Raw genomic sequence first — 24,737 nt, 5'->3', positions numbered from 1 at the left:
CTCGCTCGCCGGCAGACGTGTCAGGCGACCGGCGCCGCGAACCCCTCGAGGGCGGCGGCCAGGCCGCCGTCCACCCGGGCGCTGAGCCGGGTGCCCCCGGCCTCGTGGGTCTCCTTGAGCACCTCGCCGTCCCGGTGCACCCGGGCCACCAGGTCGCCGCGGTCGTAGGGCACCAGCACGTCGACCTCGACGTCGGGGTGCGGCAACCGGGCGGCCACGATCTCGCGCAGCTGCTCGATGCCGGCGCCCGTGCGGGCCGACACCCACATCGCCCCCGGCAGGGCCCGGCGCAGGGTGAGGACGTCCTCCTCGCTCATCGCGTCCACCTTGTTGACGACGATGAGCTCCGGGACGGACGCGGCGTCGATCTCACCGAGGACCACGCGCACCGCCTCGATCTGCCCCAGGGGGTCGGGGTCGGAGCCGTCGACGACGTGCAGGAGCAGGTCGGCGGCGGCCACCTCCTCCAGCGTCGAGCGGAACGCGTCGACCAGCTGGTGCGGCAGGTGCCGCACGAAGCCGACGGTGTCGGTGAGCGTGTACTCGCGGCCGTCCGGGGACTGCGCCCGGCGCACCGTCGGGTCCAGGGTCGCGAACAGGGCGTTCTCGACCAGCACGCCGGCGCCGGTCAGCCGGTTGAGCAGGCTGGACTTGCCGGCGTTGGTGTACCCGGCGATCGCCACGCTCGGGACGGCGTTGCGCCCGCGGGAGGATCGCTGGGTCGCCCGGGCGGTCGCCATGCCGGCGATCTCCCGGCGCAGCTTGCTCACCCGCGCGCGGATCCGCCGCCGATCGGTCTCGATCTTGGTCTCACCGGGGCCGCGGGTGCCGATGCCGCCACCGCCGGCGACACGGCCACCGGCCTGCCGGGACAGCGACTCACCCCAGCCGCGCAGCCGCGGCAGCATGTACTGCATCTGCGCCAGCTCGACCTGCGCCTTGCCCTCCCGGCTGGAGGCGTGCTGGGCGAAGATGTCGAGGATCAGCGCGGTCCGGTCGACGACCTTGACCTTGAGGATCTTCTCCAGCGCGTTGAGCTGGCCCGGGGTCAGCTCGCCGTCGCAGATCACGGTGTCGGCGCCGGCGGCCGCGACGATGTCGCGGATCTCGGCGGCCTTGCCGGACCCGACGTAGGTGCCGGCGTCGGGCTTGTCGCGCCGCTGGCTCACCGCCTCCAGGACCTGGGAGCCCGCGGTCTCGGCCAGCGCGGCCAGCTCCGCGAGCGAGCGGTCGGCGTCGGCCTGGGTGCCCTCGGTCCAGACGCCGACCAGCACGACGCGCTCGAGGCGCAGCTGGCGGTACTCGACCTCGGTGACGTCGGCCAGCTCGGTGGACAGGCCGGCGACGCGGCGCAACGCACCGCGGGCCTCGAGCGCGTAGGACCCGGTCGTGTCGTCCGGCTCCTCCCGTCCCCCGTCGGGACGGGACGCCTCCTCGAGGGGCGCCGGCGCGGCGCGCAGGGCGCGCTCCTCGGCGTCGGCGAGCACGGCGCGGTTCTGTGCTGTCGTCATCGTCTCCAGCGTCGCAGACCCCAGCACCTGGGGCATCTGAGTTGTCATCGTCTCTTCCAACACCGCGGCCGCGGCGGACCATCCCGGCACGCGTGGCCGGGTCGCGACCGGGTAGGGCGGAGGACGGCGACCGACACCATGAGGAGGCTCGACATGAGCGAGACGGGCAGCAGCGCCGCCGGGACCAACGAGGAGCTCGACGACCCGGGCCGGGACCCCAAGGGCCTCAACCCGCCGCGCAACCCGCTGGGCGGCGGGCCGGACCAGGACAGCGGCCGCGGTCGGCCCTCCGGCAGCCCGGGGACGGCCGGCGAGTCGCTGATGCCGGAGGCACCCGAGGACACCGAGACCCCGAAGACCTGAGAGCGGACCCCGTCGCCCTCACCGCTCGCAGGCTCCGGCGAGCCTCTGGACGGGGCCGGGCCGGCGGGTCAGCCCTCGAGCCACTCGGGGGTGAGCTCGCCGGCCGCGACCACGACCGCGGGACCGGACAGCACCGTCGTCCGCTCGTCGACGGTCACGCCCAGCCGGCCGCCGGGGACGTCGACGGTGACCGTGCCCGTCGCCGAGCCGGCGGCCTCCAGGGCCGCCCAGGCCGCGGCGCAGGCGCCCGTGCCGCACGAGCGGGTCTCCCCCACCCCGCGCTCGGACACCCGCAGCCGCACGTGCCGGCCGGTCTCGAGGACGTTGACGAACTCGACGTTCACGCCGTCCGGGAACAGCTGCGCGTCGACCGCCGGCGCCGTCGTGAGGTCGAGTGCGTCGACGTCGACGTCGGTGAGGCAGGCCAGGTGCGGGTTGCCCATCGAGACCGCGCGGCCGGGGAACGCCGCGCCCCCGAGCTCGGCGGTGCCGGCGCCGAACGGCCGGGCCGGTCCCATGTCCACCCAGTAGCCGCCGTCGGCCGCAGCCCCCACCCGGCGCGGGCCGCCGCGGGTGCCGACCCAGATGCCCTCGGCGCAGGCGTCCCGCTCGACCAGGCCCTCGGTGACGAGCACGTGCAGGAACAGCCGGATGCCGTTGCCGCACATCTCGGCGGTGGAGCCGTCGGCGTTGCGGTGGTCCATGAACCACTCGCACCGCCCCAGCGCCTCGCCGAGCACGGCCGGGGCGTCGGGCACGTGCACGCTGCGGACGACGCGCAGCACGCCGTCGCCGCCGAGACCGGCGCGGCGCTCGCACAGCCGGCGGACCATCACCGCGTCCAGCCGGTCCTCCGGCCAGCCCGTGCCGTCGGGATCGGGCAGGACGACGAAGTCGTTCTCCGTGCCGTGGCCGATCAGGACCCGATGCGCGCTCACCGGCCCAGGGTACGAGCGGTGATCACCCCGAGGGCGGCCTCCACCAGGTCGGGCCGGGCGGCGTCGAGCCAGGTGGTCGCCGGGTCGCGACGGAACCACGAGCGCTGGCGGCGCACGAAGCGGCGGGTGGTCGACACCGTGCGCTCGCGCGCCTCGTCGGGCGTGAGGGCGCCGTCGAGCTGGGCCAGCACCTGGGCGTAGCCCAGCGCCCGGGACGCAGTGGGCCCCTCGCGCAGCCCGTCGGCGGCCAGCGCCTCCACCTCCGCGACGAAGCCCGCAGCCCACATCCGGTCGACCCGCAGCGCGATCCGCTCGTCGAGCCGGGCCGGTTCGCGGTCCAGCCCGACGACGACCGCCGGGTAGTGCGGCCGCGGCTCGGGCAGCGTCGCGCGGAACGGCCCGCCGGTGATCTCGACGACCTCGAGCGCCCGCACGATCCGCCGTCCGTTGCTCGGCAGCACCGCCGCGGCGGCGGCCGGGTCCACCGCGGCGAGGCGGGCGTGCAGCGCGGCCGGGCCAGCCTCGGCGAGCTCGGCCTCGAGCCGGGCGCGGACGGCGGGGTCGGTACCGGGGAAGTCCAGCTCGTCGAGGACGGCGCGCACGTAGAGCCCGGAGCCGCCGACCAGCAGCGGCACCACCCCGGCCGCGCGCAGCCGGTCCACCTCGGCGCGGGCCAGCCGCCGGTACTCGGCCACCGACGCCGGCTGCCGCACGTGCCAGAGGTCGAGCAGGTGGTGCGGCACGCCGTCGCGCTCGGCGGCGTCGGGCTTGGCCGTGCCGATGTCCATGCCCCGGTAGAGCTGCATCGAGTCGGCGTTGACCACCTCGCCGCCCAGCCGGTGCGCCAGCGCGACCCCGAGGGCGGTCTTGCCGGTGGCGGTGGGACCCACCAGCGCGACCACCGGCGGGAGAGCGGTCACCGCACGCTCCAGTCGGCCACCAGGTAGCCGACGCCGAAGGGAGCCTCGTGCGCGTGCAGCCGGCCGCGCACCTCGCGGCCGGCCAGCGCGGCCCCGACCGCCCGCCAGGCGGGTACGCCGGCGGCGAGCAGCCGGGCGCCCTCCGCGGGGTCGAGTGCGGCCAGGGCGCCCGGTTCGCCGGCGGCCAGCGCGACGGCCACGGCGTCGTCGAACGGCTGCGCCGCCGGGTCGAGGTGGCCGGGCGCCTTGGGCGAGCGCCGCGCCGAGCCGTCCCCCACCGCCAGGACGGCGACCGGCCCGGGCAGGGCGCCGAGGGTGTCGGCGAGGTCGTCCGGACCGACGCCGAGGCGGGGGCCGGCGTACCCCGCCTCGTGCAGCAGCCAGGCGCCGATCGTGTGCGCCAGCGGGGTGCGGCGACCACCTGCACGCACCCGGCCGGCGAAGGGGACGTCGAGGTCGACGCCGTAGCCGCGCAGGTCCCCGCCGTCACCGTCGCCGAAGCGCCCGCAGCCGTCCTCGCCGCCGACGACCACGACGACCTCCGGGCGCGTGGCCAGCGCCGCGTCCACCGCGGCCGCGCAGGCCGCCCGCAGGACGGCGGTGTCCGCCGCGGCCCGCCCGGCCACGGCCGGCACCAGCAGCGGCGGGCACGGGCAGAAGGCGACGGCGGCCGGGACTGAGCTCACCGCAGCAGTGTCCCGGATGCGGCGTGGGACACTCCGACACGTGTCGAGCACGGAGAACGCCGGAAACCCCTCGCAGCAGCTGTCCCAGCCCGAGACGGCCGGATCCGAGGCGGTCGCCCCCGAGGCGGGGACGGCGGCGGCGCCCACCCCTGGCGACGCCGCTCTCGCCGACCCGACCGCGGGGGCCGCCGAGCAGGCCGCGCCGGAAGCCGCCGCGCCGGAGGCCCCTGCACCCGAGGCCGCCGCACCGGAGGCCCCTGCACCCGAGGCCCCCGCGCCCGAGGCCGCCGCAGCACACCCCGCCGTCCCCCAGCCGCCCGCCGACGCCGCCGCTGCGTCCGACCCCGCGCAGTGGGGCCGCGTGGACGAGGACGGGACGGTCTACGTCCGCACCGCCGAGGGGGAGCGCGCCGTCGGCTCGTGGCAGGCCGGCGATCCGGCGGCGGGGCTGGCCCACTACGCCCGCCGCTACGACGACCTCGCGACGGAGGTGTCGCTGCTCGAGGCGCGGCTGCGGGCGCACACCGGCAACCCCGGCGAGATCAAGGCCAAGGCGCAGGCGCTGGCCGAGTCGATCCCCAGCGCCGCCGCCGTCGGCGACCTGGACGGGCTGGCCACCCGCGCCCGCGCCATGGTCGAGACCGCCGACTCCGCGGCAGCCGAGTCCCGGGCGGAGAAGGCCGCCGCCCGGGCCGCGCAGGTGGCCCGCAAGGAGGCGCTGGCCGCCGAGGCCGAGCAGATCGCCGCGGAGTCCACCTCGTGGAAGGCCGCCGGCGACCGGCTCAAGGCCATCGTCGAGGAGTGGAAGACCATCCGCGGCATCGACCGCAAGACCGACGAGGCGCTGTGGAGCCGGTTCGCCGCCGCCCGTGACGCCTTCGGCCGCCGCCGGGGCGCGCACTTCGCCGCCCTCGACGCCCAGCGCGGCGAGGCCCGGGCCGCCAAGCAGGAGCTGATCGCCGAGGCGCAGCGGCTCTCGACGTCCACCGAGTGGGGCCCGACCAGTGCCGCGATGCGCAACCTGATGGACCGCTGGAAGGCCGTCCCGCGCACCGGCCGCGACGGCGACGACGACCTGTGGAAGCAGTTCCGCGCTGCGCAGGACGTCTTCTTCACCGCCCGCGCCGAGTCGGACAAGGCACGCAACGCCGAGCAGCTGGCCAACCAGCAGGCCAAGGAGGAGATCCTCGCCGAGGCCGAGAAGCTCGACCCGTCCACCGACCTGCGCACCGCGCAGAACGTGCTGCGCAAGCTGCAGGAGCGCTACGACGCCATCGGCCACGTGCCGCGCGGCGCGATGCGCCAGCTGGAGGACCGCATGCAGGCCGTCGAGCAGCGCATCCGCGGCGCCGTCGACTCCTCCCGCCCCCGGGTGGCCCCGGAGAACCCGATGGTCACCTCGATGCGGCAGGCCGTCGCCAAGGCCGAGGAGCAGCTGGCCAAGGCCGAGGCTGCCGGCGATGCGCGGCGGATCGAGGAGGCGCGGGCCAACCTCGCCACCCGCCGCGAGTGGCTGGCCGAGGCGGAGAAGTCGGCCTCCCGGCGCTGAAGAAGGACCCCGTCCTCCCCGCCCATCGCACGCTCAGGGTGGGACCCGGGACGGGGCCATCCCGGGCCGCCGGCGGGGCTAGCCGCAGCCGCCGGCCGGCGCGAGCGGGGCCGGGACGCCGACCTGCGGCATCCCGAGCAGCACGCCGGGGGTGGTGGGGCGGGTGCCGGCCTCGTGCGCGTCGCCGGCGCGGGTGCGCCGGTGCGACAGCAGCGGACCGTCGGCGACCAGGTGGTGCGGCGCCGCCCGGGTCACCACGGTCTCGACCACGTCGCCGGGGCGCACGTCCCCGTCAGCACCGCCGTCCGTCGCCGTGAAGTGCACCAGCCGGCCGTCGCGGGCGCGGCCGCTCATCCGTCCGGTGCGGGCGTCCTTGCTGCCCTCCCCCGCGGCGACCAGCAGCTCGACGGTCCGACCGACCTGGGCGCGGTTCGCAGCGAGGCTGATCTCGTCCTGCAGCGCGGTCAACCGCAGGTAGCGCTCCTGCACGACCTCCTTGGGCAGCTGCTCGGCCATCTCGGCGGCCGGCGTCCCCGGGCGCTTGGAGTACTGGAAGGTGAAGGCGCTGGCGAAGCGCGCCTGCCGGACCACCTCGAGGGTCTGCTCGAAGTCGGCCTCGGTCTCACCGGGGAAGCCCACGATGACGTCCGTGGTGATCGCCGCGTCGGGCATGGCGGCCCGAACCCGGTCGATGATGCCGAGGTAGCGGTCCTGCCGGTAGCCGCGGCGCATCCGGCGCAGCACGTCGTCCGACCCGCTCTGCAGCGGCATGTGCAGCTGGTGGCACACCGCCGGCGTCTCGGCCATCGCCTCGATGACGTCGTCGGTGAACTCGCGGGGGTGCGGGCTGGTGAAGCGGATCCGCTCCAGGCCGTCGATCCGCCCCGTCGCGCGCAGCAGGTCGGCGAAGGCGCCGCGGTCGCGGAACTCGACGCCGTAGGCGTTGACGTTCTGCCCCAGCAGCGTCACCTCGAGCACGCCCTGGTCCACCAGCGCCTGCACCTCGGCCAGGATCTCGCCGGGACGGCGGTCCTTCTCCCTGCCGCGCAGCGCCGGGACGATGCAGAACGTGCAGGTGTTGTTGCACCCGACGCTGATCGACACCCAGCCGGAGTAGGCGGAGTCCCGCTTGGCCGGCAGCGTCGACGGGAAGACCTCGAGCGCCTCGGCGATCTCGACCTGCGCCTCGGCGTTGTGCCGCGCGCGCTCGAGCAGCGCCGGCAGCGAACCGACGTTGTGGGTGCCGAAGACGACGTCCACCCACGGCGCGCGCCGGACGATCTCGCCGCGGTCCTTCTGCGCCAGGCAGCCGCCGACGGCGATCTGCATGCCGGGGTGGGCGTCCTTGACCGGCCGGAGGTGGCCGAGGTTGCCGTAGAGCCGGTTGTCGGCGTTCTCCCGCACCGCGCAGGTGTTGAGGACGACGACGTCGGCGTCGGCCCCCTCGGGCGCGGCGGTGTAGCCGGCGGCCTCCAGCAGCCCGGAGAGGCGCTCGGAGTCGTGCACGTTCATCTGGCAGCCGTAGGTGCGGACCCGGTAGGTCCGCCCGGCAGCCTGCAGGTCGGTTCGCATGACGGAACGAGGGTACGGCGACCCGATCGGGTGGCCCCCGCCTCACACGGTCGGGCTTCGTTACGCCTTCGTGATGGCCGGAGGCGGATGGCGTCGTCCGCCGCCTCTAGGGTTCCCCGGGTGACCAGCCGTACCGCCGGAGAGCCTCTCGTCCGCCTGTCCGGGGTCGACAAGTGGTTCGGTGAGCTGCACGTCCTGCAGGACATCGACCTGTCGATCGACCGCGGCGAGGTGGTCGTCGTCATCGGCCCGTCCGGGTCGGGCAAGTCGACGCTGTGCCGGACGATCAACCGGCTCGAGCCCATCGACTCCGGCGAGATCACCATCGACGGCCAGCGCCTGCCCGAGGAGGGCAGGGAGCTCGCCCGGCTGCGAGCCGACGTCGGCATGGTGTTCCAGAGCTTCAACCTCTTCGCCCACAAGACGATCCTCGAGAACGTCACCCTCGGTCCGATCAAGGTGCGCAAGCAGAGCAGGGGCGAGGCCGAGCGGCGCGCCCGGGAGCTGCTGGACCGGGTCGGGGTGGGTGCGCAGGCCGACAAGTACCCGGCACAGCTCTCGGGCGGTCAGCAGCAGCGGGTCGCCATCGCGCGGGCCCTGGCGATGGACCCCAAGGTGATGCTCTTCGACGAGCCGACGTCCGCCCTCGACCCCGAGATGATCAACGAGGTCCTCGACGTCATGACCTCGCTGGCCCGCGACGGCATGACGATGGTCGTCGTCACCCACGAGATGGGCTTCGCCCGCCGGGCGGCCAACCGGGTCGTGTTCATGGACGGCGGCCGGATCGTCGAGTCCGCCGACCCCGAGACCTTCTTCACCAACCCGCAGTCGGACCGGGCCAAGGACTTCCTCGCGAAGATCCTCACCCACTGAGCCCGGTAGAGAGGAACGCACATGCGCATCACCCGCTACGCCGCCACCCTGGGAGCCCTCGGCCTCGTGCTCGCCGGCTGCTCCAGCGAGGCCGGCCAGCAGGCCGGGGAGGCCACCGAGAACGCCCCCGAGGTCGCTCAGGACGTCGAGTTCCCCGCGGGGAGCACGATGGCCGAGCTCGCCGAGGCCGGGACGATCACCGTCGGCACCAAGTTCGACCAGCCCGGCTTCGGCCTGGCCAACCCGCAGGGTGTGCCCGAGGGCTTCGACGTCGAGGTCGCCAAGATCGTCGCCGGTGGGCTGGGCATCGCCCCCGAGGCCATCGAGTGGAAGGAGACGGTGTCGGCCAACCGGGAGTCGTTCATCCAGAACGGCGACGTCGACATCGTCGTGGCGACCTACACGATCAACGACGCCCGCAAGCAGCTCATCGACTTCGCCGGGCCCTACTACGTGGCCGGCCAGGACATCATGGTCGCCACGGGCAACCCGCAGGGCATCGAGGGCCCGGACGACCTCGCGGGCAAGCGGGTCTGCTCGGTGGAGGGCTCGACCCCGGCGCAGAACATCCGGGACAACTACCCCGAGGCCCAGCTGACGCTGTTCGACGTCTACTCCAAGTGCGCCGACGCGCTGCGCAACGGCCAGGTCGACGCGGTGACCACCGACAACGTCATCCTCACCGGCCTCGTCCAGGGCGGCCAGGGTGCCTTCGAGCTGGTGGGCAACCCCTTCACCCAGGAGCCGTACGGCATCGGCCTGGCGAAGGGCGACGACGAGTTCCGCACCTACATCAACGACACCCTCGAGCAGTCCTTCGAGGACGGCAGCTGGGCCGCGGCGTGGGACCGCACCGCGGGAGCCATCACCGGCGAGCCGGCTCCCGAGCCCCCGACGATCGACCGCTACTGACCGACCGGATCCACTGACGCCGCCGGGCGGGGCCTCCTCGCCCGGCGGCGTCAGCCGTCCCGACCCGGAGAGGAGGCGCCGTGGACTTCGTGCGCGAGAACGCCGACCTGTTCCTCGATGCGTTCCTGACCACCCTCGGACTGTCCCTGCTGGCCGGTCTGGTGGCGCTGGTGCTCGGCACCCTCCTCGCCGCGATGCGGGTCAGCCCGATCCCCCCGCTGCGCGGGCTGGCCACCTTCTACGTCGAGACCTTCCGCAACACGCCGCTCACGGTGGTCTTCTTCTTCATCATCTTCGGGCTGCCGCAGATCGACTTCGTCATCGGCTTCTTCCCCGGGGCCGTCCTGTCGGTCGGTCTCTACACCGCCGCGTTCGTCTGCGAGGCGCTGCGGTCGGGGATCAACGCGGTGTCGGCCGGCCAGGCCGAGGCCGCGCGGGCGATCGGGCTGACCTTCGGGCAGTCCCTCCGTGAGGTCGTCCTCCCCCAGGCGTTCCGGACCGTCGTCCCGCCCCTGGGCAACGTGCTGATCGCGATGGTGAAGAACACCTCCATCGCCGCGGGCTTCTCGGTCAGCGAGCTGAGCTCGCTGCTGCCCCGGTTGGTCAACGCCGACGCCGGCGACCTGACCCTCGTGCTCGTCGGCGTGGTGGTGGGCTACATGGTGATCACCCTCCCCTCCGCCCTGGCGGTCAACCGGATCGAGCGGCGGGTGGCGATCCTGCGATGACCACACCCGTCCTCTTCGACCTGCCCGGCCCGAAGGCACGTCGGCGCATCCGCATCGGCACGGCGGTCGGCGTCCTCGTCGTCGTGGCGATCATCGCCCTCGTGCTCGCCCGCCTGGCCGGCAACGGTCAGCTGGAGGCACAGCGCTGGGCCGTCCTGTTCGACCCGGCCAGTCAGGTGCCGCAGGCGCTCGGCCAGGCCCTGCTGCGCACGCTGCAGGTGGCGATCGTCGGCATGGTGCTCGCGACCGTGCTGGGCCTGCTGCTCGCGGTCGGGCGGCTCTCGGAGCACCGCTGGGTCCGCGTGCTCGTGTCGACGCTGATCGAGTTCTTCCGCGCGGTGCCCCTGCTGGTCCTGATCTTCGCGCTCTACTTCCTGCTCCCGAAGTTCGGGATCCGGCTCAGCGCGTTCTGGGCCCTCGTCGGAGGCCTGGTCCTCTACAACTCCGCGGTGCTCGCCGAGATCTTCCGCGCCGGCATCCTGTCGGTGGACCGCGGCCAGCGCGAGGCCGCCTACGGGCTGGGCATGCGCAAGACGCAGGTCATGACGCTGGTGCTGCTCCCGCAGGCCATCCGACGCATGCTGCCGGTGCTCATCGCCCAGCTGGTCGTGCTGCTCAAGGACACCTCGCTGGGCTTCATCATCAGCTTCCCGGAGCTGCTGCGCGGGGCGCGGAGCCTGGTCGAGTTCTTCACCCTGCAGTTCGGCAACCAGTACACGTTCCAGCTCTACGTCGCCGCCGCAGTCGTCTACATCGTGATCAACCTGCTGCTGTCGTGGCTGGCGCGGTACGTGGAGCGGCGCACGCGGACCAGCCAGAAGGCGGCGGCCACGACCCCCACCGAGCTGCCCGCCGACGTGCAGATGGGCGGTGGCGGCGGCGCCGTCCCGGCAGCACGGTGACAGCGGCCGCCGGGCGCGGCCGATGGGTTGCGCCCGGCGGTTCCGACCGGCGGCGGACCTGCCGAGAACTCCGACGTGGACACCGCCCTCCGCCCCGCCGTGCCCCCGCTCCCGGCGCCGGTGCGCCGCCCGGCGGCACCTCCGGACGCCGCCCAGGAGTTCGTGACCCGGCTGCGGGCGTGCTCGTCGTCCCTGGCCGCCGCCGCAGGCGCCGACACCGCCGTCGTCCGGGAGGTCGTGCCCCCTGCCCGTCACCGGCGCTCGCGCTGTCGGGTGGTGCTGCGCTTCGCCGGGGGCGGGGAGACCGACCTGACCTTCCTCGGGCCGGTCAGCTCCGCGGCCGCCGCACCCGAACGCGCCTTCGACCTGCAGATCCGGGCGTGGCTGTCCTGCGAGCTGGGCCGGGAGGGCAGCTGGCTGGTGGCCGACGACGAGGCGCCGGACGGCGTCGCCGTCGACGTGACCGCCTGGTCGGCGGCCAGGCGCTCCGCGGGCTGATCCACTCGCCACGGGCACGCGCGCCCTCGGGCCGCCCCGACTTCCCTGACCTGCGTTGTTGGGACACCATGGGAGCCAGCTCCTAGTCGGAGGAGCGCGGTCGCCCCTGGGAGTCGCCGCATGACCGCTCTGGCCCCGCACCCGATCGTCACGCGCTCGAGCACCGCTCCTGCACCGGACAAGGGCTCGCGGCTGGCGAACCTGCTGCGGACCACCGACCACAAGACCATCGGCCTGATGTACCTGGTCACGTCGTTCGTGTGGTTCGTCATCGGCGGGCTGATGGCGATGCTGATGCGCGGGGAACTGGCCCGGCCTGCCCTGCAGTTCCTGTCGCCGGAGCAGTACAACCAGCTGGTCACCATGCACGGCACGATCATGTTGTTGTTCTTCGCGACGCCGCTGTTCTTCGCGTTCGGCAACCTGATCATGCCGCTGCAGATCGGCGCGCCCGACGTGGCGTTCCCGCGGCTGAACTCGTTCTCGTACTGGCTGTTCCTCTTCGGCAGCACGATCGCCGTGTCGGGCTTCTTCACCCCGGGCGGCGCCGCCGACTTCGGCTGGTACGCCTACACCCCGCTGTCCGACGTCGCACACACCCCCGGCGCCGGGCCGGACCTGTGGATCGCCGGCCTGGCGGTGTCCGGTCTGGGCACCATCCTCGGCGCGGTCAACTTCGCCACCACCATCGTCTGCCTGCGGGCACCGGGCATGACGCTGTTCCGGATGCCGATCTTCTGCTGGAACACGCTGGTCACCAGCCTGCTGGTGCTCTTCGCCTTCCCGATCCTCACCGCCGCCCTCATGGCGCTGCTCGCCGACCGGCAGGTCGGCGCGCTGGTGTACTCGGAGGAGAACGGGGGGCCGATGCTGTGGCAGCACCTGTTCTGGTTCTTCGGGCACCCCGAGGTGTACATCATCGCGCTGCCGTTCTTCGGCATCGTCACCGAGATCATCCCGGTGTTCAGCCGCAAGCCGCTGTTCGGCTACAAGGGCATGGTCTTCGCGACCATCGCCATCGGCGCCCTGTCCGTGACGGTGTGGGCGCACCACATGTACGCCACCGGTGCGGTGCTGCTGCCGTTCTTCGCGTTCCTGACCTACCTGATCGCCGTGCCGACCGGGATCAAGTTCTTCAACTGGATCGGCACCATGTGGCGGGGTCAGCTGACCTTCGAGACGCCGATGCTGTGGTCGATCGGCTTCATGGTCACCTTCCTGCTCGGTGGCCTGACCGGTGTGCTGCTGGCCTCCCCGCCGCTGGACTGGCACGTCAACGACAGCTACTTCGTCGTGGCCCACTTCCACTACGTGGTGTTCGGGACCGTGGTGTTCGCGGCCAACGCCGGCATCGCCTTTTGGTTCCCCAAGATGTGCGGCCGGATGCTCGACGAGCGTCTCGGGAAGCTCCAGTTCTGGATGACCTTCATCGGCTTCCACGGCACGTTCCTGGTGCAGCACTGGCTCGGCGGCGAGGGCTTCCCCCGGCGCTACGTGAACTACCTGCCGAGCGACGGGTTCACCACGCTCAACACGGTGTCGACGATCTTCTCGTTCATCCTCGGCGCCTCCATCATCCCGTTCCTGTTCAACGTGATCCGGTCCTGGCGCCACGGGCCCCTGGCGCTGCGGGACGACCCCTGGGGTCACGGGAACTCGCTGGAGTGGGCGACCTCGTCGCCGCCGCCGCGGCACAACTTCGTGGAGATCCCGAAGATCCGCTCCGAGCGCCCGGCGTTCGAGGCGCACTACCCCCACCTGCTGGACCGCCTGGAGCAGGAGAAGCACGTCGGCGGCCGGCACGAGCCCTACGCCGGCGTCTCCGAGGTCGGCCTCAGCGAGGGCGGCCGGCAGGGCAGCCGGGACCCCGACCCCACCTGAGTCGAGCCCCGGCCGTCCCCACTCGGGATGGTCGGCCGGCCGCGGTCGGGGCGGACCCTACGGCCCCGCGCACGACAGGCCCGGCCGGCCGGGCACGGCAGGCCCAGGAGACCGCGCCGGTCGTCGCCCATGCGTCGGGCCGGCGCCACGCGTCAGGACGGCGGGCGGTGCAGGTCCGGAGCAGGGGTGGTCCGGTCAGCGCAGCCCGGAGTGCGGGCCCGGAGCCGACGCTGCTCCGTCAGGGCAGCCAGGCGTCCAGGCCCTGTTCCTCGTGCGCCTCGGGCTCCTCGGCCTCGCCGGACCGGTCCTCGTCGAGGGCCTCGCGGACCACCCATCCGGCCAGTCCGGAGCCGTAGCCCTTGCGGGCGAGCATCCCCACGAGCCGCCGCTCGGCGGTCAGCCGGTCGACCCGCCGCAGGCCCGGCAGCCGACGCTGCACCAGCCGCCGTGCCGCGTCCCACTCGTCCTGGTCGTCGACGAGCGCGACCGCCTCCTCGGCGACCTCGCCGTCGACGCCCTTCGCGCGCAGCTCCGCCTTGAGCGCGCGCCGTGCCAGCCCGCGTCCGGCCTGTCGGGAGGTCACCCAGGCCCGGGCGAAGGCGGCGTCGTCGATGAGCCCGACCTCGCCGAACCGGTCGAGGACCGCCTCGGCGACGTCATCGGGGATGCCGCGCTTGGCCAGCAGCTCGACCAGCTGCCGGCGGGTCCTGGGTGCACCGGTCAGCGCCCGCAGGCAGATCGACCGGGCGACCTGCTCGGGGTCGCCCGGGTCGTCCTCGGGGTGCGGGCCGCCGGCCGGCGGGGCGGCGTCCGAGCCGTCCGGGGCAGGGGACGAAACGGAGCGCCGCCCGCGTCGACGTCCGGGAGCTGAGCGCTCCCGGGCCTCGGGCCAGCCGCCCACCGTCAGAAGTCGGGCTGGTCGGCCGTCGCCGGCTCATCCAGCTTCGGGCCGATGCCCAGCTTCTCCTTGACCTTCTTCTCGATCTCATCGGCGAGGTCGGGGTTGTCGCGCAGGAACGTGCGGACGTTCTCCTTGCCCTGGCCGAGCTGGTCGCCCTCGTACGTGTACCAGGCGCCGGACTTGCGGATGAAGCCCTGCTCGACACCGGCGTCGATCAGACCGCCCTCACGGCTGAAGCCCTGACCCCACAGCAGGTCGAGCTCGGCCTGCTTGAACGGCGCGGCGACCTTGTTCTTGACTATCTTCACGCGCACCCGGCTGCCGACCGCCTCGGTGCCCTGCTTGAGGGTCTCGATGCGTCGGACGTCGAGCCGGACCGACGAGTAGAACTTCAGCGCGCGGCCACCGGTGGTGACCTCCGGCGAGCCGTAGACGACGCCGACCTTCTCGCGCAGCTGGTTGATGAAGATCGCGGTGGTGCCAGAGTTGTTGAGCGCACCGGTGATCTTGCGCAGCGCCTGGCTCATCAGCCGGGCCTGCAGACCGACGTGGCTGTCACCCATCTCGCCCTCGATCTCGGCACGGGGCACGAGCGCGGCGACCGAGTCGATGACGATGATGTCGAGCGCGCCGGAGCGGATGAGCATGTCGGCGATCTCCAGCGCCTGCTCACCGGTGTCGGGCTGGCTGACCAGCAGCGCGTCGGTGTCGACGCCGATGGCCCGGGCGTACTCGGGGTCGAGCGCGTGCTCGGCGTCGATGAACGCCGCGATGCCGCCGGCGGCCTGCGCGTTGGCCACCGCGTGCAGCGCGACCGTGGTCTTGCCGGAGGCCTCGGGGCCGTACACCTCGATGACGCGGCCGCGCGGCAGGCCACCGATGCCGAGGGCGATGTCGAGGGCGATCGAGCCGGTCGGGATGACCTTGATCGCCTGTGCGGCGTTGTCGCCCAGCCGCATGACCGAGCCCTTGCCGAACTGCTTGTCGATCTGGGCGAGGGCCATGTCGAGGGCCTTGTCGCGGTCGAGCGTTGCCATGGTGCTCACCTTCGAGAAGTCGCGATGCCGTGTGTTCGAGCGGGTCGGTGCCGACGCTAGAGCGGTGGTCTGACACTTCCGGGGGATCCGGTCGACCTGTGGAGGAACGCCCGGCTTGTGGACTGCGCCACCCAATCTAGACCGAACGTGTGTTCGACTGCCAGCGTGACACGCCGCTCCCGCGACTCAGCGCTCCTTGCGCGGCACGTCGAACTCCTCGCAGATCGCCAGCCACACGCGTCGCACGGGCAGGCCGGCCTCGATCGCCTCGACGGCGCTGCGCCCGCCCAGCGACGAGAAGACGTGGTCGCGGGCGACGCTCTCGGCCCGCATGGGGCCGAACTGCTCGCGGAGACGGGCCCAGAAGTCCTGCAGTCGCACGACCCCGACGCTAGCGCGCACGCGGGGCGGTCGGCCGGGCCCGGCGGACTCCTAGGCTGGGTACGTGATCCCCGGCACCGGCTCGGCCAGCCTCGACCTCGTCCTCGAGATCGGGATCGCGCTCGCCCTGCTGACCTCCCTGGTCCTGCTCTGGCGCAACTACCGGGGCCGCTGAGCCGACACCGCTCCTCCGCCCTCACGGGTGCGCGCCCACACCGCCAGCAGCGGGACGACGAGCGCGGCCGAGACCGTCGCGACCAGCCCGTAGCCGCCGAGGGCGAGCAGCGGGCCCCCGACGACCCCGGCCAGCGCGGCACCCAGGCCCATCAGCAGGTCGGTGCCGCCCTGCGCGGCGGGCCGCCGTCCCTCGTCGACCGCCTCGGTGACCAGGGTGGAACCGGCGATGAGCCCGCAGGACCAGCCCAGCCCGAGCAGCAGCAGCCCCGCGCCCAGCTGCAGCGCCGCTCCGGACGGCGCCGTCCCGGCCAGCGCGGCCGCCGTCAGCAGCAGGCCCGCACCCACCGCGACTGTCGTCCGGCGGCCGGCCCGGTCGGCGAGCACCCCCACGAGCGGGGAGAACAGGTACATGCCGGCGACGTGCACGCTGATCACCAGGCCGATGACGCGCAGCGTCGTCCCCCCGGCGTGGCCCATGTGCACCGGCGTCATCACCATCACACCGACCATCACCGAGTGGGAGACCACGACCGCGGTGAGCCCGAGCCGGCCGCGGGGGTCGGCCCACACGGCCCGGACCGCGTCCGTGGTCGCCCGCCGTGGCCGGCCGGTGTCCGCCCCCGCGCCCCGCAGTTGCCGTGCCAGCAGCAGCGGGTCGGGCCGCAGCAGGACGAGCAGCCCCAGCGCCACCGCGGCGAAGACGGCGACCGAGACGGCGAAGGCCCCGGTCAGGGGCGGCAGCCCGAGGACGTCGCCGAGCGCCTCACCGGGGCCGGCCAGGTTGGGGCCGACCACCGAGCCGACCGTGGTCGCCCACACCACCAGGGACAACGCCCGCCCCCGGCGCTCCGGGACGGCGAGGTCGGCCGCGGCGTAGCGGGCCTGCAGCCCGCAGGCGGTGGCGGCGCCGAAGGCGAACAGGCCCACGAGCAGCAGCGGGAGGGAGGAGACGACCGCGGCGACGACCGTCACGAGGGAGCCGAGGACGGCGACCGCGTACCCCGCGGCCAGGCCCGCCCTCCGGCCGGCGCGGTCGCTGATCCGCGCCAGTGGCACGGCGAGGACCGCGGCACCGAGCACGCCGGCCGTCTGGCCGAGACCGGCCGCGGTCTCGGTGCCGGCCACGTCCCGGGCGAGGAGGCCGCCCACGGTGATGCCCACCGTGATGCCGAGCCCGCTCAGGGCGACGCCCCCGCTGAGCACGCCGAGGGTCCGGCGCTGGACGGCGACCGGGTCGACGGCGCGGGTCTGCGCGGGCACGGCAGGCCCGGCCTAGAGGCCCATGGAGCGGCCGACGATCTCGCGCATGATCTCGTTGGTGCCGCCGTAGATGGGCTGGATGCGGGCGTCGCGCCAGGCCTTGGACACCGGGTACTCGTCCATGTACCCGTAGCCGCCGTGCAGCTGCAGGCAGCGGTCGGCCACCTTGTTCTGCAGCTCCGTCGTCCAGTACTTCGCCATCGCCGCGTCGACCGGCGTGAGCTCACCGGTGCCCAGCTGGCGCACGCACTCGTCGACGAACGTGCGGGCGACGGTGACCTCGGTCCGGAGCTCGGCCAGGACGAAGCGGCTGTTCTGGAAGCTGCCGACCGGCCGGCCGAAGGCGGTGCGCGCGGTGACGTACTCGACGGTCTGCGCCAGCACCGTCTCGGCCGCGGCCACCGCGCCGACGGCGATCGACAGCCGCTCCTGCGGCAGGTTCTCCATCAGGTGCGCGAAACCGCGGTTCTCGGTGCCGAGCAGGTTCTCGGCCGGCACGCGCACCTCGTCGAAGAACAGCTCGGCGGTGTCCTGCGCCTTGAGCCCGATCTTGGCCAGGTTCCGGCCGCGGGTGAAGCCGGGCATGCCGCGCTCGACCACCAGGAGGCTCAGGCCGCGGGAGCCCGGGGCGCCGGGGTCGGTGCGGGCCACGACGATGACCAGGTCGGCGTTGATGCCGTTGGTGATGAACGTCTTCGAGCCGCTCAGCACCCACCCGTCGCCGTCCCGCCGGGCCGTCGTCCGGACGCCCTGAAGGTCGCTGCCGGCCGCCGGCTCGGTCATCGCGATGGCGGTGATCAGCTCACCGCGGCAGAAGCCGGGCAGCCAGCGCTGCTTCTGCTCCTCGGTGCCCAGGTCGCGCAGGTAGGGGCCGGCGACGTCGTTGTGCAGGCCGAAGCCCAGGCCGGTGGCGCCGATCCGCATGAGCTCCTCGTCGAGGACCGCCTGGTAGCGGAAGTCGCGCACGCCCCCGCCGCCGAAGCGCTCGTCCATGTCGGTGCCGAGGAAGCCCTGCGCGCCGGCCGAGGTCCAGACCTCGCGCGGCACGATGCCGTCGCGCTCCCACTGGTCGTGGAAGGGGACGACGTTCTTCTCGGCCCACGCCCGGACAGTCTCCCGGAAGTCCTCGTGCTCGGCCTCGTACAGGGATCGGCGCATGGCGGTCAGTGTGCCGCACGCCACGTCGCACCCGAGCGGCTCCTCGCAGGCCAGCGGAGTGTCGTACCCCTGTGGACACTGGGAGCCGTGCCCGCCCTCGACCGGTTCTCCGAGCCCACCCGGGCGTGGTTCACCGGCGCCTTCGCCGAGCCCACCGCCGCGCAGGAGGGGGCCTGGCAGGCCATCAGCAGCGGCGGTCACGCCCTCGTCGTGGCCCCGACCGGCTCGGGCAAGACCCTGGCCGCCTTCCTCTGGTCGCTCGACCGGCTGGCCACCACCCCGCCGCCGGCCGACGAGCAGGCCCGCTGCCGCGTCCTCTACGTCTCACCGCTGAAGGCCCTGGCCGTCGACGTCGAGCGCAACCTGCGCGCCCCGCTCGCCGGCATCGGGCAGGCCGCGGCCCGGCTGGGCCTGCCGCGCCCGGAGATCCAGGTGGGCACCCGCTCGGGTGACACCCCGGCCGAGGAGCGACGGGCCTTCGCCCGGCGGCCCACCGACATCCTGATCACCACGCCGGAGTCGCTGTTCCTCCTGCTCACCAGCGCCGCCCGCGAGGCGCTGCGCGGCGTCGAGACGGTCATCGTCGACGAGGTGCACGCGGTCGCCGACACCAAGCGGGGCGCGCACCTGGCCGTCTCCCTCGACCGGCTCGACGAGCTGCTGGAGCGCCCGGCGCAGCGGATCGGCCTGTCGGCGACGGTGCGACCCGTCGAGGAGGTGGCCACCTTCCTCGCCGGCGGACGCCCTGTGGAGGTGGTCGCGCCCGGGTCGGCCAAGGAGTGGGACCTCTCGGTCGTCGTCCCGGTCGAGGACATGAGCGCCCTGGGTCAGCCCACCGGTGAGCTCGAGGGCTCGGCGGCGGGCGACCAGCCGCGGACGTCGATCTGGCCGGCGGTCGAGGAGCGGGTGCTCGACCTCGTCGAGGCCCACCGCAGCACGATCGTCTTCGCCAACTCCCGCCGGCTGGCCGAGCGGCTGACCAGCCGGCTCAACGAGCTGGCGTACGAACGGGCGACCGGCGAGCCCGTCCCGCCCGGCACCAACGCCGCGGCGCTCATGGCGCAGGCCGGGTCCGGAGGTGGGGTGCCCGAGGGCGTGCGGCCGGTCGCGGCCGCGCACCACGGCTCGGTCTCCCGCGAGCAGCGCGCGATCGTCGAGGAGGCGCTGAAGTCGGGCCGGTTGCCGGCCGTGGTGGCCACCTCGAGCCTGGAGCTGGGCATCGACATGGGGTCGGTCGACCTGGTGGTGCAGGTCGAGGCACCGCCCACGGTCGCCTCCGGCCTGCAGCGGGTCGGCCGCGCCGGCCACCAGGTGGGCGCGGTCAGCCGTGGCGTCCTGTTCCCGAAGTACCGCGGCGACCTGGTGCAGTGCGCGCTGGTGGCCGAGCGGATGCGGTCCGGCGCGATCGAGTCGATCCGCTACCTGCGCAACCCGCTCGACGTGCTGGCCCAGCAGGTGGTCGCGATCGTCTCCGAGCGGCCGCGCACCGTCGACGAGGTGGGCGCGCTGGTCCGCCGGTCGGCGCCGTTCGCCTCGCTGCCGGACTCCGCGCTGCACGCGGTGCTCGACATGCTGGCCGGCCGCTACCCCTCCGACGCCTTCGCCGAGCTGCGTCCGCGGCTGACCTGGGACCGCGTGACCGACACCCTCACCGCCCGGGGTGGCGCGCAGCGCCTGGCCGTCACCAGCGGCGGCACCATCCCCGACCGCGGCCTGTTCGGCGTCTTCCTCGTCGGCGGCGAGGACAGCCGCGGTGGGCGGCGCGTGGGCGAGCTCGACGAGGAGATGGTCTACGAGTCGCGGGTGGGCGACGTCTTCCTGCTCGGCTCCTCCTCCTGGCGGATCGAGGAGATCACCCACGACCGCGTGCTGGTCAGCCCGGCCCCCGGCCAGCCCGGGAAGATGCCGTTCTGGCACGGCGACGCCCCCGGTCGCCCGCTGGAGCTCGGCCGTGCCCTGGGCGCCTTCCTCCGCGAGGTCGGCACCGCCACCCCCGAGGCCGGGCTCGACCGCGCCCGCGCCGCCGGCCTCGACCAGTGGGGTGCGGCCAACCTGCTGGCCTACCTCGCCGAGCAGAAGGCGGCCACCGGCCACCTCCCCGACGACCGCACGCTGCTGGTCGAGCGGTTCCGCGACGAGCTCGGCGACTGGCGGCTGGTCGTGCACTCCCCCTTCGGCGCGCAGGTCAACGCCCCGTGGGCGCTGGTGCTGGCCGCCCGGTTGCGCGAGCGCTACGGCGTCGACGTCGCCTCGATGCACTCCGACGACGGCATCGTGCTGCGCCTGCCCGACACCACCGGGGAGCCACCGGAGGCCGACCTCGCCGTCCTGGACCCGGACGACGTCGAGCGGGAGGTGACCGCCGAGGTCGGCAGCTCGGCGCTGTTCGCCAGCCGGTTCCGCGAGTGCGCGGCGCGGGCGCTGCTACTCCCCCGCCGCGACCCGCGCCGGCGCACCCCGCTGTGGCAGCAGCGGCAGCGGGCCGCCCAGCTGCTGTCGGTGGCCAGCGAGTTCTCCAGCTTCCCGATCACGCTCGAGGCCGCCCGCGAGGTGCTGCAGGACGTCTACGACGTGCCCGGCCTGGTCGAGCTGATGCGCGACGTCCGCTCCCGGCGGGTGCGGGTGGTCGACGTGCAGACCCAGGCAGCCTCACCCTTCGCCCAGTCGCTGCTGTTCGGCTACGTCGGTCAGTTCCTCTACGAGGGCGACGCCCCCCTGGCCGAACGCCGGGCGCAGGCGCTGGCCCTCGACACCGGGCTGCTCGCCGAGCTGCTCGGCCGCTCGGAGCTGCGCGAGCTGCTCGACGCCGAGGCGCTCACCGAGGTCGAGGCCGAGCTGCAGCGGCTGCCGGCCGACCGCCACCCCCGCGACCCCGACGGCGCCGCGGACCTGCTGCGCATCGTCGGTGACCTCACCGCCACCGAGGCCGCCGCCCGCGGCGTGGGCGGGGAGTGGCTCGACGAGCTGGTGGCCGCCCGCCGTGCGCTGGTGGTGCGCATCGCCGGTGAGGAGCGGTACGTCGCGATCGAGGACGCCGGCCGGCTGCGCGACGCCCTCGGCACCGCGCTGCCAGTCGGGGTGCCGGAGGTGTTCACCGAGCCGGTGCCCGACCCGCTGGGCGACCTGGTCGGCCGCTACGCGCGCACCCACGGCCCCTTCCAGCCCGGCGAGGTCGCCCAGCGGCTGGGACTGGGCGTCGCCGTGGTCACGGCCACGGTGCAGCGGCTGGTCGGCACCGGCCGGCTGGTCACCGGGGAGTTCCGCCCGGGCGGCACCGGCCAGGAGTGGTGCGACGCGGATGTGCTGCGGTCGGTGCGCCGGCGCAGCCTGGCCCGGCTGCGCCAGGAGGTCGAGCCGGTGCCGGTCGACACGCTGGCGCGGTTCACGCCGTCCTGGCAGTCGGTGGGCAGCCGGATGCGCGGGCCGGACGGCGTGCTGGCGGTCGTCGAGCAGCTGGCCGGGGCGCTGGTCCCGGCCAGCGCGCTGGAGTCGCTGGTGCTGCCGGCCCGGGTCCGCGACTACTCCCCCGCGATGCTCGACGAGCTGACCAGCGCCGGAGAGGTGCTGTGGGCAGGCGCCGGCGGGCTGCCCGGCGGCGACGGCTGGGTCAGCCTCGTGCCGGCCGACCTCGCGCCGCTGCTGCTGCCCGAGCCGTTGGAGCTGCCCGAGGCCGGCCCGGCGGTGCTCGAGCACCTGGCCGGTGGACAGGCGCTGTTCTTCCGGGGGCTGTCGGACCTCGCCGGCTCCACCGACGACGCCGCATTCGCCGACCTGGTGTGGGACCTCGTCTGGGCCGGCGCGCTCACCAACGACACCCTCGCGCCGCTGCGCACCCGGCTGTCCGGTGGCGGGACGCACAAGCGCCAGCCCGCCCCGCCCCGGGCCCGGCTGGACCGCAGCCGCTACGGCCGCACCCGGCTGGGCCGGCCGGCGATGCCGACCCGCAGCGGGCCGCCCACGATGGCCGGTCGCTGGTCGCGGCTGCCCGACCGGGAGGTCAATCCCACCAAGCGGACGACGGCCCGCGCCGAGGCGTTGCTCGAGCGGCACGGCGTGCTGACCCGCGGCGCGGTGGTGGCCGAGCAGGTCACCGGCGGGTTCTCCGCGGTGTACCCGGTGCTGCGGGCCTTCGAGGAGAACGGCCGCGCTCGACGCGGCTACTTCGTGGAGACCCTCGGCGCCGCGCAGTTCGGCACGCCGGGCTCGGTCGACCGGCTGCGCAGCTTCGCCTCGCCGGACCGGGTGCCCGGCGGCGCGGTGGTCCTGGCCGCGACCGACCCGGCCAACGTCTACGGCGCGGCCCTGCCCTGGCCCGAACGCCCCGGCGCGACGGCAGAGGACGGCGGCGACCCGGGTGGAGCCGTCGACGTCGGCGAGGGCACCGGCGGCGTGCGGCGCGGTGCCGGGCACCGGGCCGGGCGCAAGGCCGGCGCGCTGGTCGTGCTCGTCGACGGGGAGCTCGTGCTCTACGTCGAGCGGGGTGGCAAGACGCTGCTGTCCTGGACCGAGGACGAGACCGCGCTCAAGGAGGCCGCGACGGCCCTGTCCGGCGCGGTCGCGGCGGGCGCGCTCGGCCGGATGGTGGTGCAGAAGGCCGACGGGGCCTCGGTGCACGAGTCGACCCCGCTGTCGGCCGCGCTGCAGGCGGCGGGCTTCGCCGCCACCCCCCGCGGCCTGCGCGTCCGCGCCTGACCAGGCCGGGCGAGCCCTTCCGGGGCACCGCCGACCACGTCCCGGGCGGCCCTGAGCCTGCGCAGGGTGGCGGACGGGGTCCCGCCACGAGGGGCCCGCCTCCCAGCAGGATCCCCGCCGCCGGCCGGCGAGTGGCGGGGGCAGGGAGCCCTCCGTCAGCCGCGGGAGGGGTGCAGCCAGCGGCGGAACAGCCGCGACAGCGCCGGCATGACGACGTAACCGAGCAGCACCACCACGACGACGGCCGACAGCAGCAGTCGCGCCAGCAGCGGCCACCCCGACACGTGCGGGACGACCAGCAGCTGCAAGGCCAGCGTGATCGCGAAGACGGCGACCACGGTGAGGACCGTCAGCCGCCAACGAGGCCCCGGCCGGGAGGGGGTCAGGGCCGTGAAGAAGCTGTCCAGCCCCGCCACGTGGGCGTAGTCCACCCGGTCGGTGAGGTGCTCGACGCGCTGCAGCGCGGCCTGCCGCTCGGTCGATCGCTCCCAGCGCGCCAGCGACTCGCCGTCGGCGAACCGGTAGACCAGGTGGTAGCGGGTCGAGCCCGGGCCGGGGCGCAGCAGGCTGGCGCCCAGGTTGCCCGGGAACCGCGCGGCCAGGTCGAGCACCTCGGCCGCCCATCCCTCGAAGGTCTCGCGCTGGTCGGCACGCACGTCGCGAGCGACGGTCACCGTGACCGGCTCGGCGGCGGCGACCACCGCCTCGGGTGCGGTGAGCGGGGCGTTCGTCGATCGGTCGCGTCGCTGCACGGGAGGCTCAGCACCGCGGCGGACCTGCGCCTTCCCGCCGCGCAGGTGACCTGCGCCGCGTCCGAGCAGCAGAAGGTCCCCGTCCTGCCCACCCTGCGCACGCTCAGGGCGGTGCCCTGGACGGGGCCGGGGGACACTGGAGCGCGTGCCCGAGGGAGACACCGTCTGGCTGGCGGCGAAGCGGATGCACACCGCACTCGCCGGCGCCACCCTGCGCCGCGGCGAGCTGCGCGTGCCGCAGCTGGCCGCCACCGACCTCGCCGGCCGCACCGTCTCCGAGGTCGTCCCGCGCGGCAAGCACATGCTCACCCGCTTCACCGACGGATGGACGCTGCGCACCCACTACCGGATGGACGGCAGCTGGCACATCTACCGGCACGGCTCGCGGTGGCGCGGCGGTCCGGCCTTCTCGATCCGCGCCATCCTCGCCACCGACCAGTGGGACTGCGTGGGCTACCGGCTGCACGACGTCGCCATGGTGCGCACCGCGCACGAGGACCAGGTCGTCGGCCACCTCGGCCCCGACGTGCTCGGTCCGGACTGGGACCTCGACGAGGCACTGCGCCGACTGCGGGCGCACCCCGACGAGCAGATCGGCGTCGCCATCCTCGACCAGCGCAACCTGTGCGGGCCCGGCAACCTCTACAAGGTCGAGGGCCTGTTCGTCTGCGGCGTGCACCCGTGGATGCGGGTGGCCGACGTCGAGGACCTCCCCGGTCTGGTCGAGCGGACCCGTTCGTTGATGCTGGCCAACCGCGACCGCCCGGAGCAGAGCACCACCGGCGACCTGCGTCGCGGCCGCGACCACTGGGTCTACGGCCGCAAGGACCGCCCCTGCTACCGCTGCGGCACCCCGATCCTGCGCGGTGACCAGGGGCCGGACCTGCAGGAGCGGATCACCTACTGGTGCCCGACCTGCCAGGCCACCGACGCCTCCGTCGACCCGGCGGCCCGCACCGGGGAGCCCGACCACCCGCCACCCCTCACGAGCGCCTCCTGAGACGCCGCGGCCCGGTCACCGAGGTGACCGGGCCGCGAGCGGT

The 24,737-nt window shown here is 74.4% G+C and carries 21 protein-coding genes; 10 read left to right on the top strand and 11 right to left on the bottom strand.

Annotation, left to right across the window (positions count from 1 at the left end):
• Positions 1 to 20: 20 nt before the first annotated feature.
• The gene (gene hflX, locus BLS21_RS19905) at positions 21 to 1,511 is read right to left on the bottom strand and encodes a GTPase HflX (protein ID WP_175479666.1); all 1,491 of its coding nucleotides are present in this window, start codon (positions 1,509 to 1,511) and stop codon (positions 21 to 23) included.
• A 153-nt stretch (positions 1,512 to 1,664) separates the two neighbouring features.
• Between hflX and BLS21_RS19900 the strand changes: the two genes are divergently transcribed.
• Positions 1,665 to 1,874, top strand: coding sequence for a hypothetical protein (locus tag BLS21_RS19900; RefSeq protein ID WP_091222633.1), 210 nt, complete (start codon positions 1,665 to 1,667; stop codon positions 1,872 to 1,874).
• 68 nt (positions 1,875 to 1,942) lie between these two features.
• On the opposite strand, the gene dapF is transcribed toward BLS21_RS19900, so the two are convergent.
• Genes dapF through BLS21_RS19885 form a run of 3 tightly spaced genes read right to left on the bottom strand, consistent with a single transcriptional unit; the run spans position 1,943 to position 4,418 of the window.
• Positions 1,943 to 2,812: a diaminopimelate epimerase gene (gene dapF, locus BLS21_RS19895; protein ID WP_091222632.1), complete on the bottom strand. Its 870-nt coding sequence runs from the start codon at positions 2,810 to 2,812 to the stop codon at positions 1,943 to 1,945.
• Entirely contained in the window at positions 2,809 to 3,732 is a 924-nt protein-coding gene (gene miaA / locus BLS21_RS19890; protein ID WP_091222629.1) for a tRNA (adenosine(37)-N6)-dimethylallyltransferase MiaA, read from the bottom strand. Before miaA ends, dapF begins: the two co-directional genes overlap by 4 nt.
• The gene (locus BLS21_RS19885) at positions 3,729 to 4,418 is read right to left on the bottom strand and encodes a class III extradiol ring-cleavage dioxygenase family protein (protein WP_245700609.1); all 690 of its coding nucleotides are present in this window, start codon (positions 4,416 to 4,418) and stop codon (positions 3,729 to 3,731) included. Before BLS21_RS19885 ends, miaA begins: the two co-directional genes overlap by 4 nt.
• A gap of 40 nt (positions 4,419 to 4,458) precedes the next feature.
• On the opposite strand from BLS21_RS19885, the gene BLS21_RS19880 reads away from it, so the two are divergent.
• Positions 4,459 to 5,967 (top strand): DUF349 domain-containing protein, encoded by a 1,509-nt coding sequence (locus tag BLS21_RS19880; protein WP_091222626.1) that lies wholly within the window; start codon positions 4,459 to 4,461, stop codon positions 5,965 to 5,967.
• 78 nt (positions 5,968 to 6,045) lie between these two features.
• On the opposite strand, the gene miaB is transcribed toward BLS21_RS19880, so the two are convergent.
• Positions 6,046 to 7,539, bottom strand: coding sequence for a tRNA (N6-isopentenyl adenosine(37)-C2)-methylthiotransferase MiaB (gene miaB / locus BLS21_RS19875; protein WP_091222623.1), 1,494 nt, complete (start codon positions 7,537 to 7,539; stop codon positions 6,046 to 6,048).
• 120 nt (positions 7,540 to 7,659) lie between these two features.
• On the opposite strand from miaB, the gene BLS21_RS19870 reads away from it, so the two are divergent.
• From BLS21_RS19870 to ctaD, 6 genes are all read left to right on the top strand, one after another.
• A complete protein-coding gene (locus BLS21_RS19870; protein ID WP_425431622.1) occupies positions 7,660 to 8,415 on the top strand; it encodes an amino acid ABC transporter ATP-binding protein in 756 nt (251 codons plus the stop codon).
• 21 nt (positions 8,416 to 8,436) lie between these two features.
• A complete protein-coding gene (locus tag BLS21_RS19865; protein ID WP_091222617.1) occupies positions 8,437 to 9,327 on the top strand; it encodes a glutamate ABC transporter substrate-binding protein in 891 nt (296 codons plus the stop codon).
• 80 nt (positions 9,328 to 9,407) lie between these two features.
• The gene (locus BLS21_RS19860; protein WP_091222614.1) at positions 9,408 to 10,055 is read left to right on the top strand and encodes an amino acid ABC transporter permease; all 648 of its coding nucleotides are present in this window, start codon (positions 9,408 to 9,410) and stop codon (positions 10,053 to 10,055) included.
• Positions 10,052 to 10,957, top strand: a complete 906-nt coding sequence (locus BLS21_RS19855) for an amino acid ABC transporter permease (protein WP_091222611.1) — start codon at positions 10,052 to 10,054, stop codon at positions 10,955 to 10,957. The genes BLS21_RS19860 and BLS21_RS19855 overlap by 4 nt, the downstream gene beginning before the upstream one ends.
• 75 nt (positions 10,958 to 11,032) lie before the next feature.
• Positions 11,033 to 11,455 (top strand): hypothetical protein, encoded by a 423-nt coding sequence (locus BLS21_RS19850; RefSeq protein WP_091222609.1) that lies wholly within the window; start codon positions 11,033 to 11,035, stop codon positions 11,453 to 11,455.
• 120 nt (positions 11,456 to 11,575) lie between these two features.
• Positions 11,576 to 13,336 carry an aa3-type cytochrome oxidase subunit I gene (gene ctaD, locus BLS21_RS19845; protein ID WP_091222606.1) on the top strand — a complete coding sequence of 587 codons (1,761 nt, stop codon included), beginning with the start codon at positions 11,576 to 11,578 and terminating at the stop codon, positions 13,334 to 13,336.
• A gap of 238 nt (positions 13,337 to 13,574) precedes the next feature.
• Here ctaD and BLS21_RS19840 read toward each other — a convergent pair whose 3' ends face one another.
• From BLS21_RS19840 to BLS21_RS19820, 5 genes are all read right to left on the bottom strand, one after another.
• Entirely contained in the window at positions 13,575 to 14,237 is a 663-nt protein-coding gene (locus tag BLS21_RS19840) for a regulatory protein RecX (protein ID WP_091222602.1), read from the bottom strand.
• A gap of 2 nt (positions 14,238 to 14,239) precedes the next feature.
• Positions 14,240 to 15,274, bottom strand: a complete 1,035-nt coding sequence (gene recA, locus BLS21_RS19835) for a recombinase RecA (protein ID WP_091222599.1) — start codon at positions 15,272 to 15,274, stop codon at positions 14,240 to 14,242.
• A 186-nt stretch (positions 15,275 to 15,460) separates the two neighbouring features.
• A complete protein-coding gene (locus BLS21_RS19830) occupies positions 15,461 to 15,655 on the bottom strand; it encodes a DUF3046 domain-containing protein (protein ID WP_175479665.1) in 195 nt (64 codons plus the stop codon).
• A gap of 159 nt (positions 15,656 to 15,814) precedes the next feature.
• Positions 15,815 to 17,092, bottom strand: coding sequence for an MFS transporter (locus tag BLS21_RS19825; RefSeq protein WP_091222593.1), 1,278 nt, complete (start codon positions 17,090 to 17,092; stop codon positions 15,815 to 15,817).
• Between the two features lie 12 nt (positions 17,093 to 17,104).
• Entirely contained in the window at positions 17,105 to 18,250 is a 1,146-nt protein-coding gene (locus tag BLS21_RS19820) for an acyl-CoA dehydrogenase family protein (protein ID WP_091222936.1), read from the bottom strand.
• 87 nt (positions 18,251 to 18,337) lie between these two features.
• Between BLS21_RS19820 and BLS21_RS19815 the strand changes: the two genes are divergently transcribed.
• Positions 18,338 to 22,942, top strand: a complete 4,605-nt coding sequence (locus BLS21_RS19815; protein ID WP_091222590.1) for an ATP-dependent helicase — start codon at positions 18,338 to 18,340, stop codon at positions 22,940 to 22,942.
• A 155-nt stretch (positions 22,943 to 23,097) separates the two neighbouring features.
• Here BLS21_RS19815 and BLS21_RS19810 read toward each other — a convergent pair whose 3' ends face one another.
• Positions 23,098 to 23,694 carry an antibiotic biosynthesis monooxygenase gene (locus BLS21_RS19810; protein ID WP_091222588.1) on the bottom strand — a complete coding sequence of 199 codons (597 nt, stop codon included), beginning with the start codon at positions 23,692 to 23,694 and terminating at the stop codon, positions 23,098 to 23,100.
• Positions 23,695 to 23,839: 145 nt separating this feature from the next.
• Here BLS21_RS19810 and BLS21_RS19805 point away from each other — a divergent pair, with 145 nt between their 5' ends.
• The gene (locus tag BLS21_RS19805) at positions 23,840 to 24,694 is read left to right on the top strand and encodes a DNA-formamidopyrimidine glycosylase family protein (protein WP_091222585.1); all 855 of its coding nucleotides are present in this window, start codon (positions 23,840 to 23,842) and stop codon (positions 24,692 to 24,694) included.
• The last annotated feature ends 43 nt before the right edge of the window (positions 24,695 to 24,737 follow it).

The organism is Geodermatophilus siccatus, from assembly GCF_900103785.1.
GTDB lineage: Bacteria > Actinomycetota > Actinomycetes > Mycobacteriales > Geodermatophilaceae > Geodermatophilus > Geodermatophilus siccatus.
Note: the sequence above shows the minus strand (reverse complement) of the source record. Positions and strands in the feature narration are given on the sequence as shown.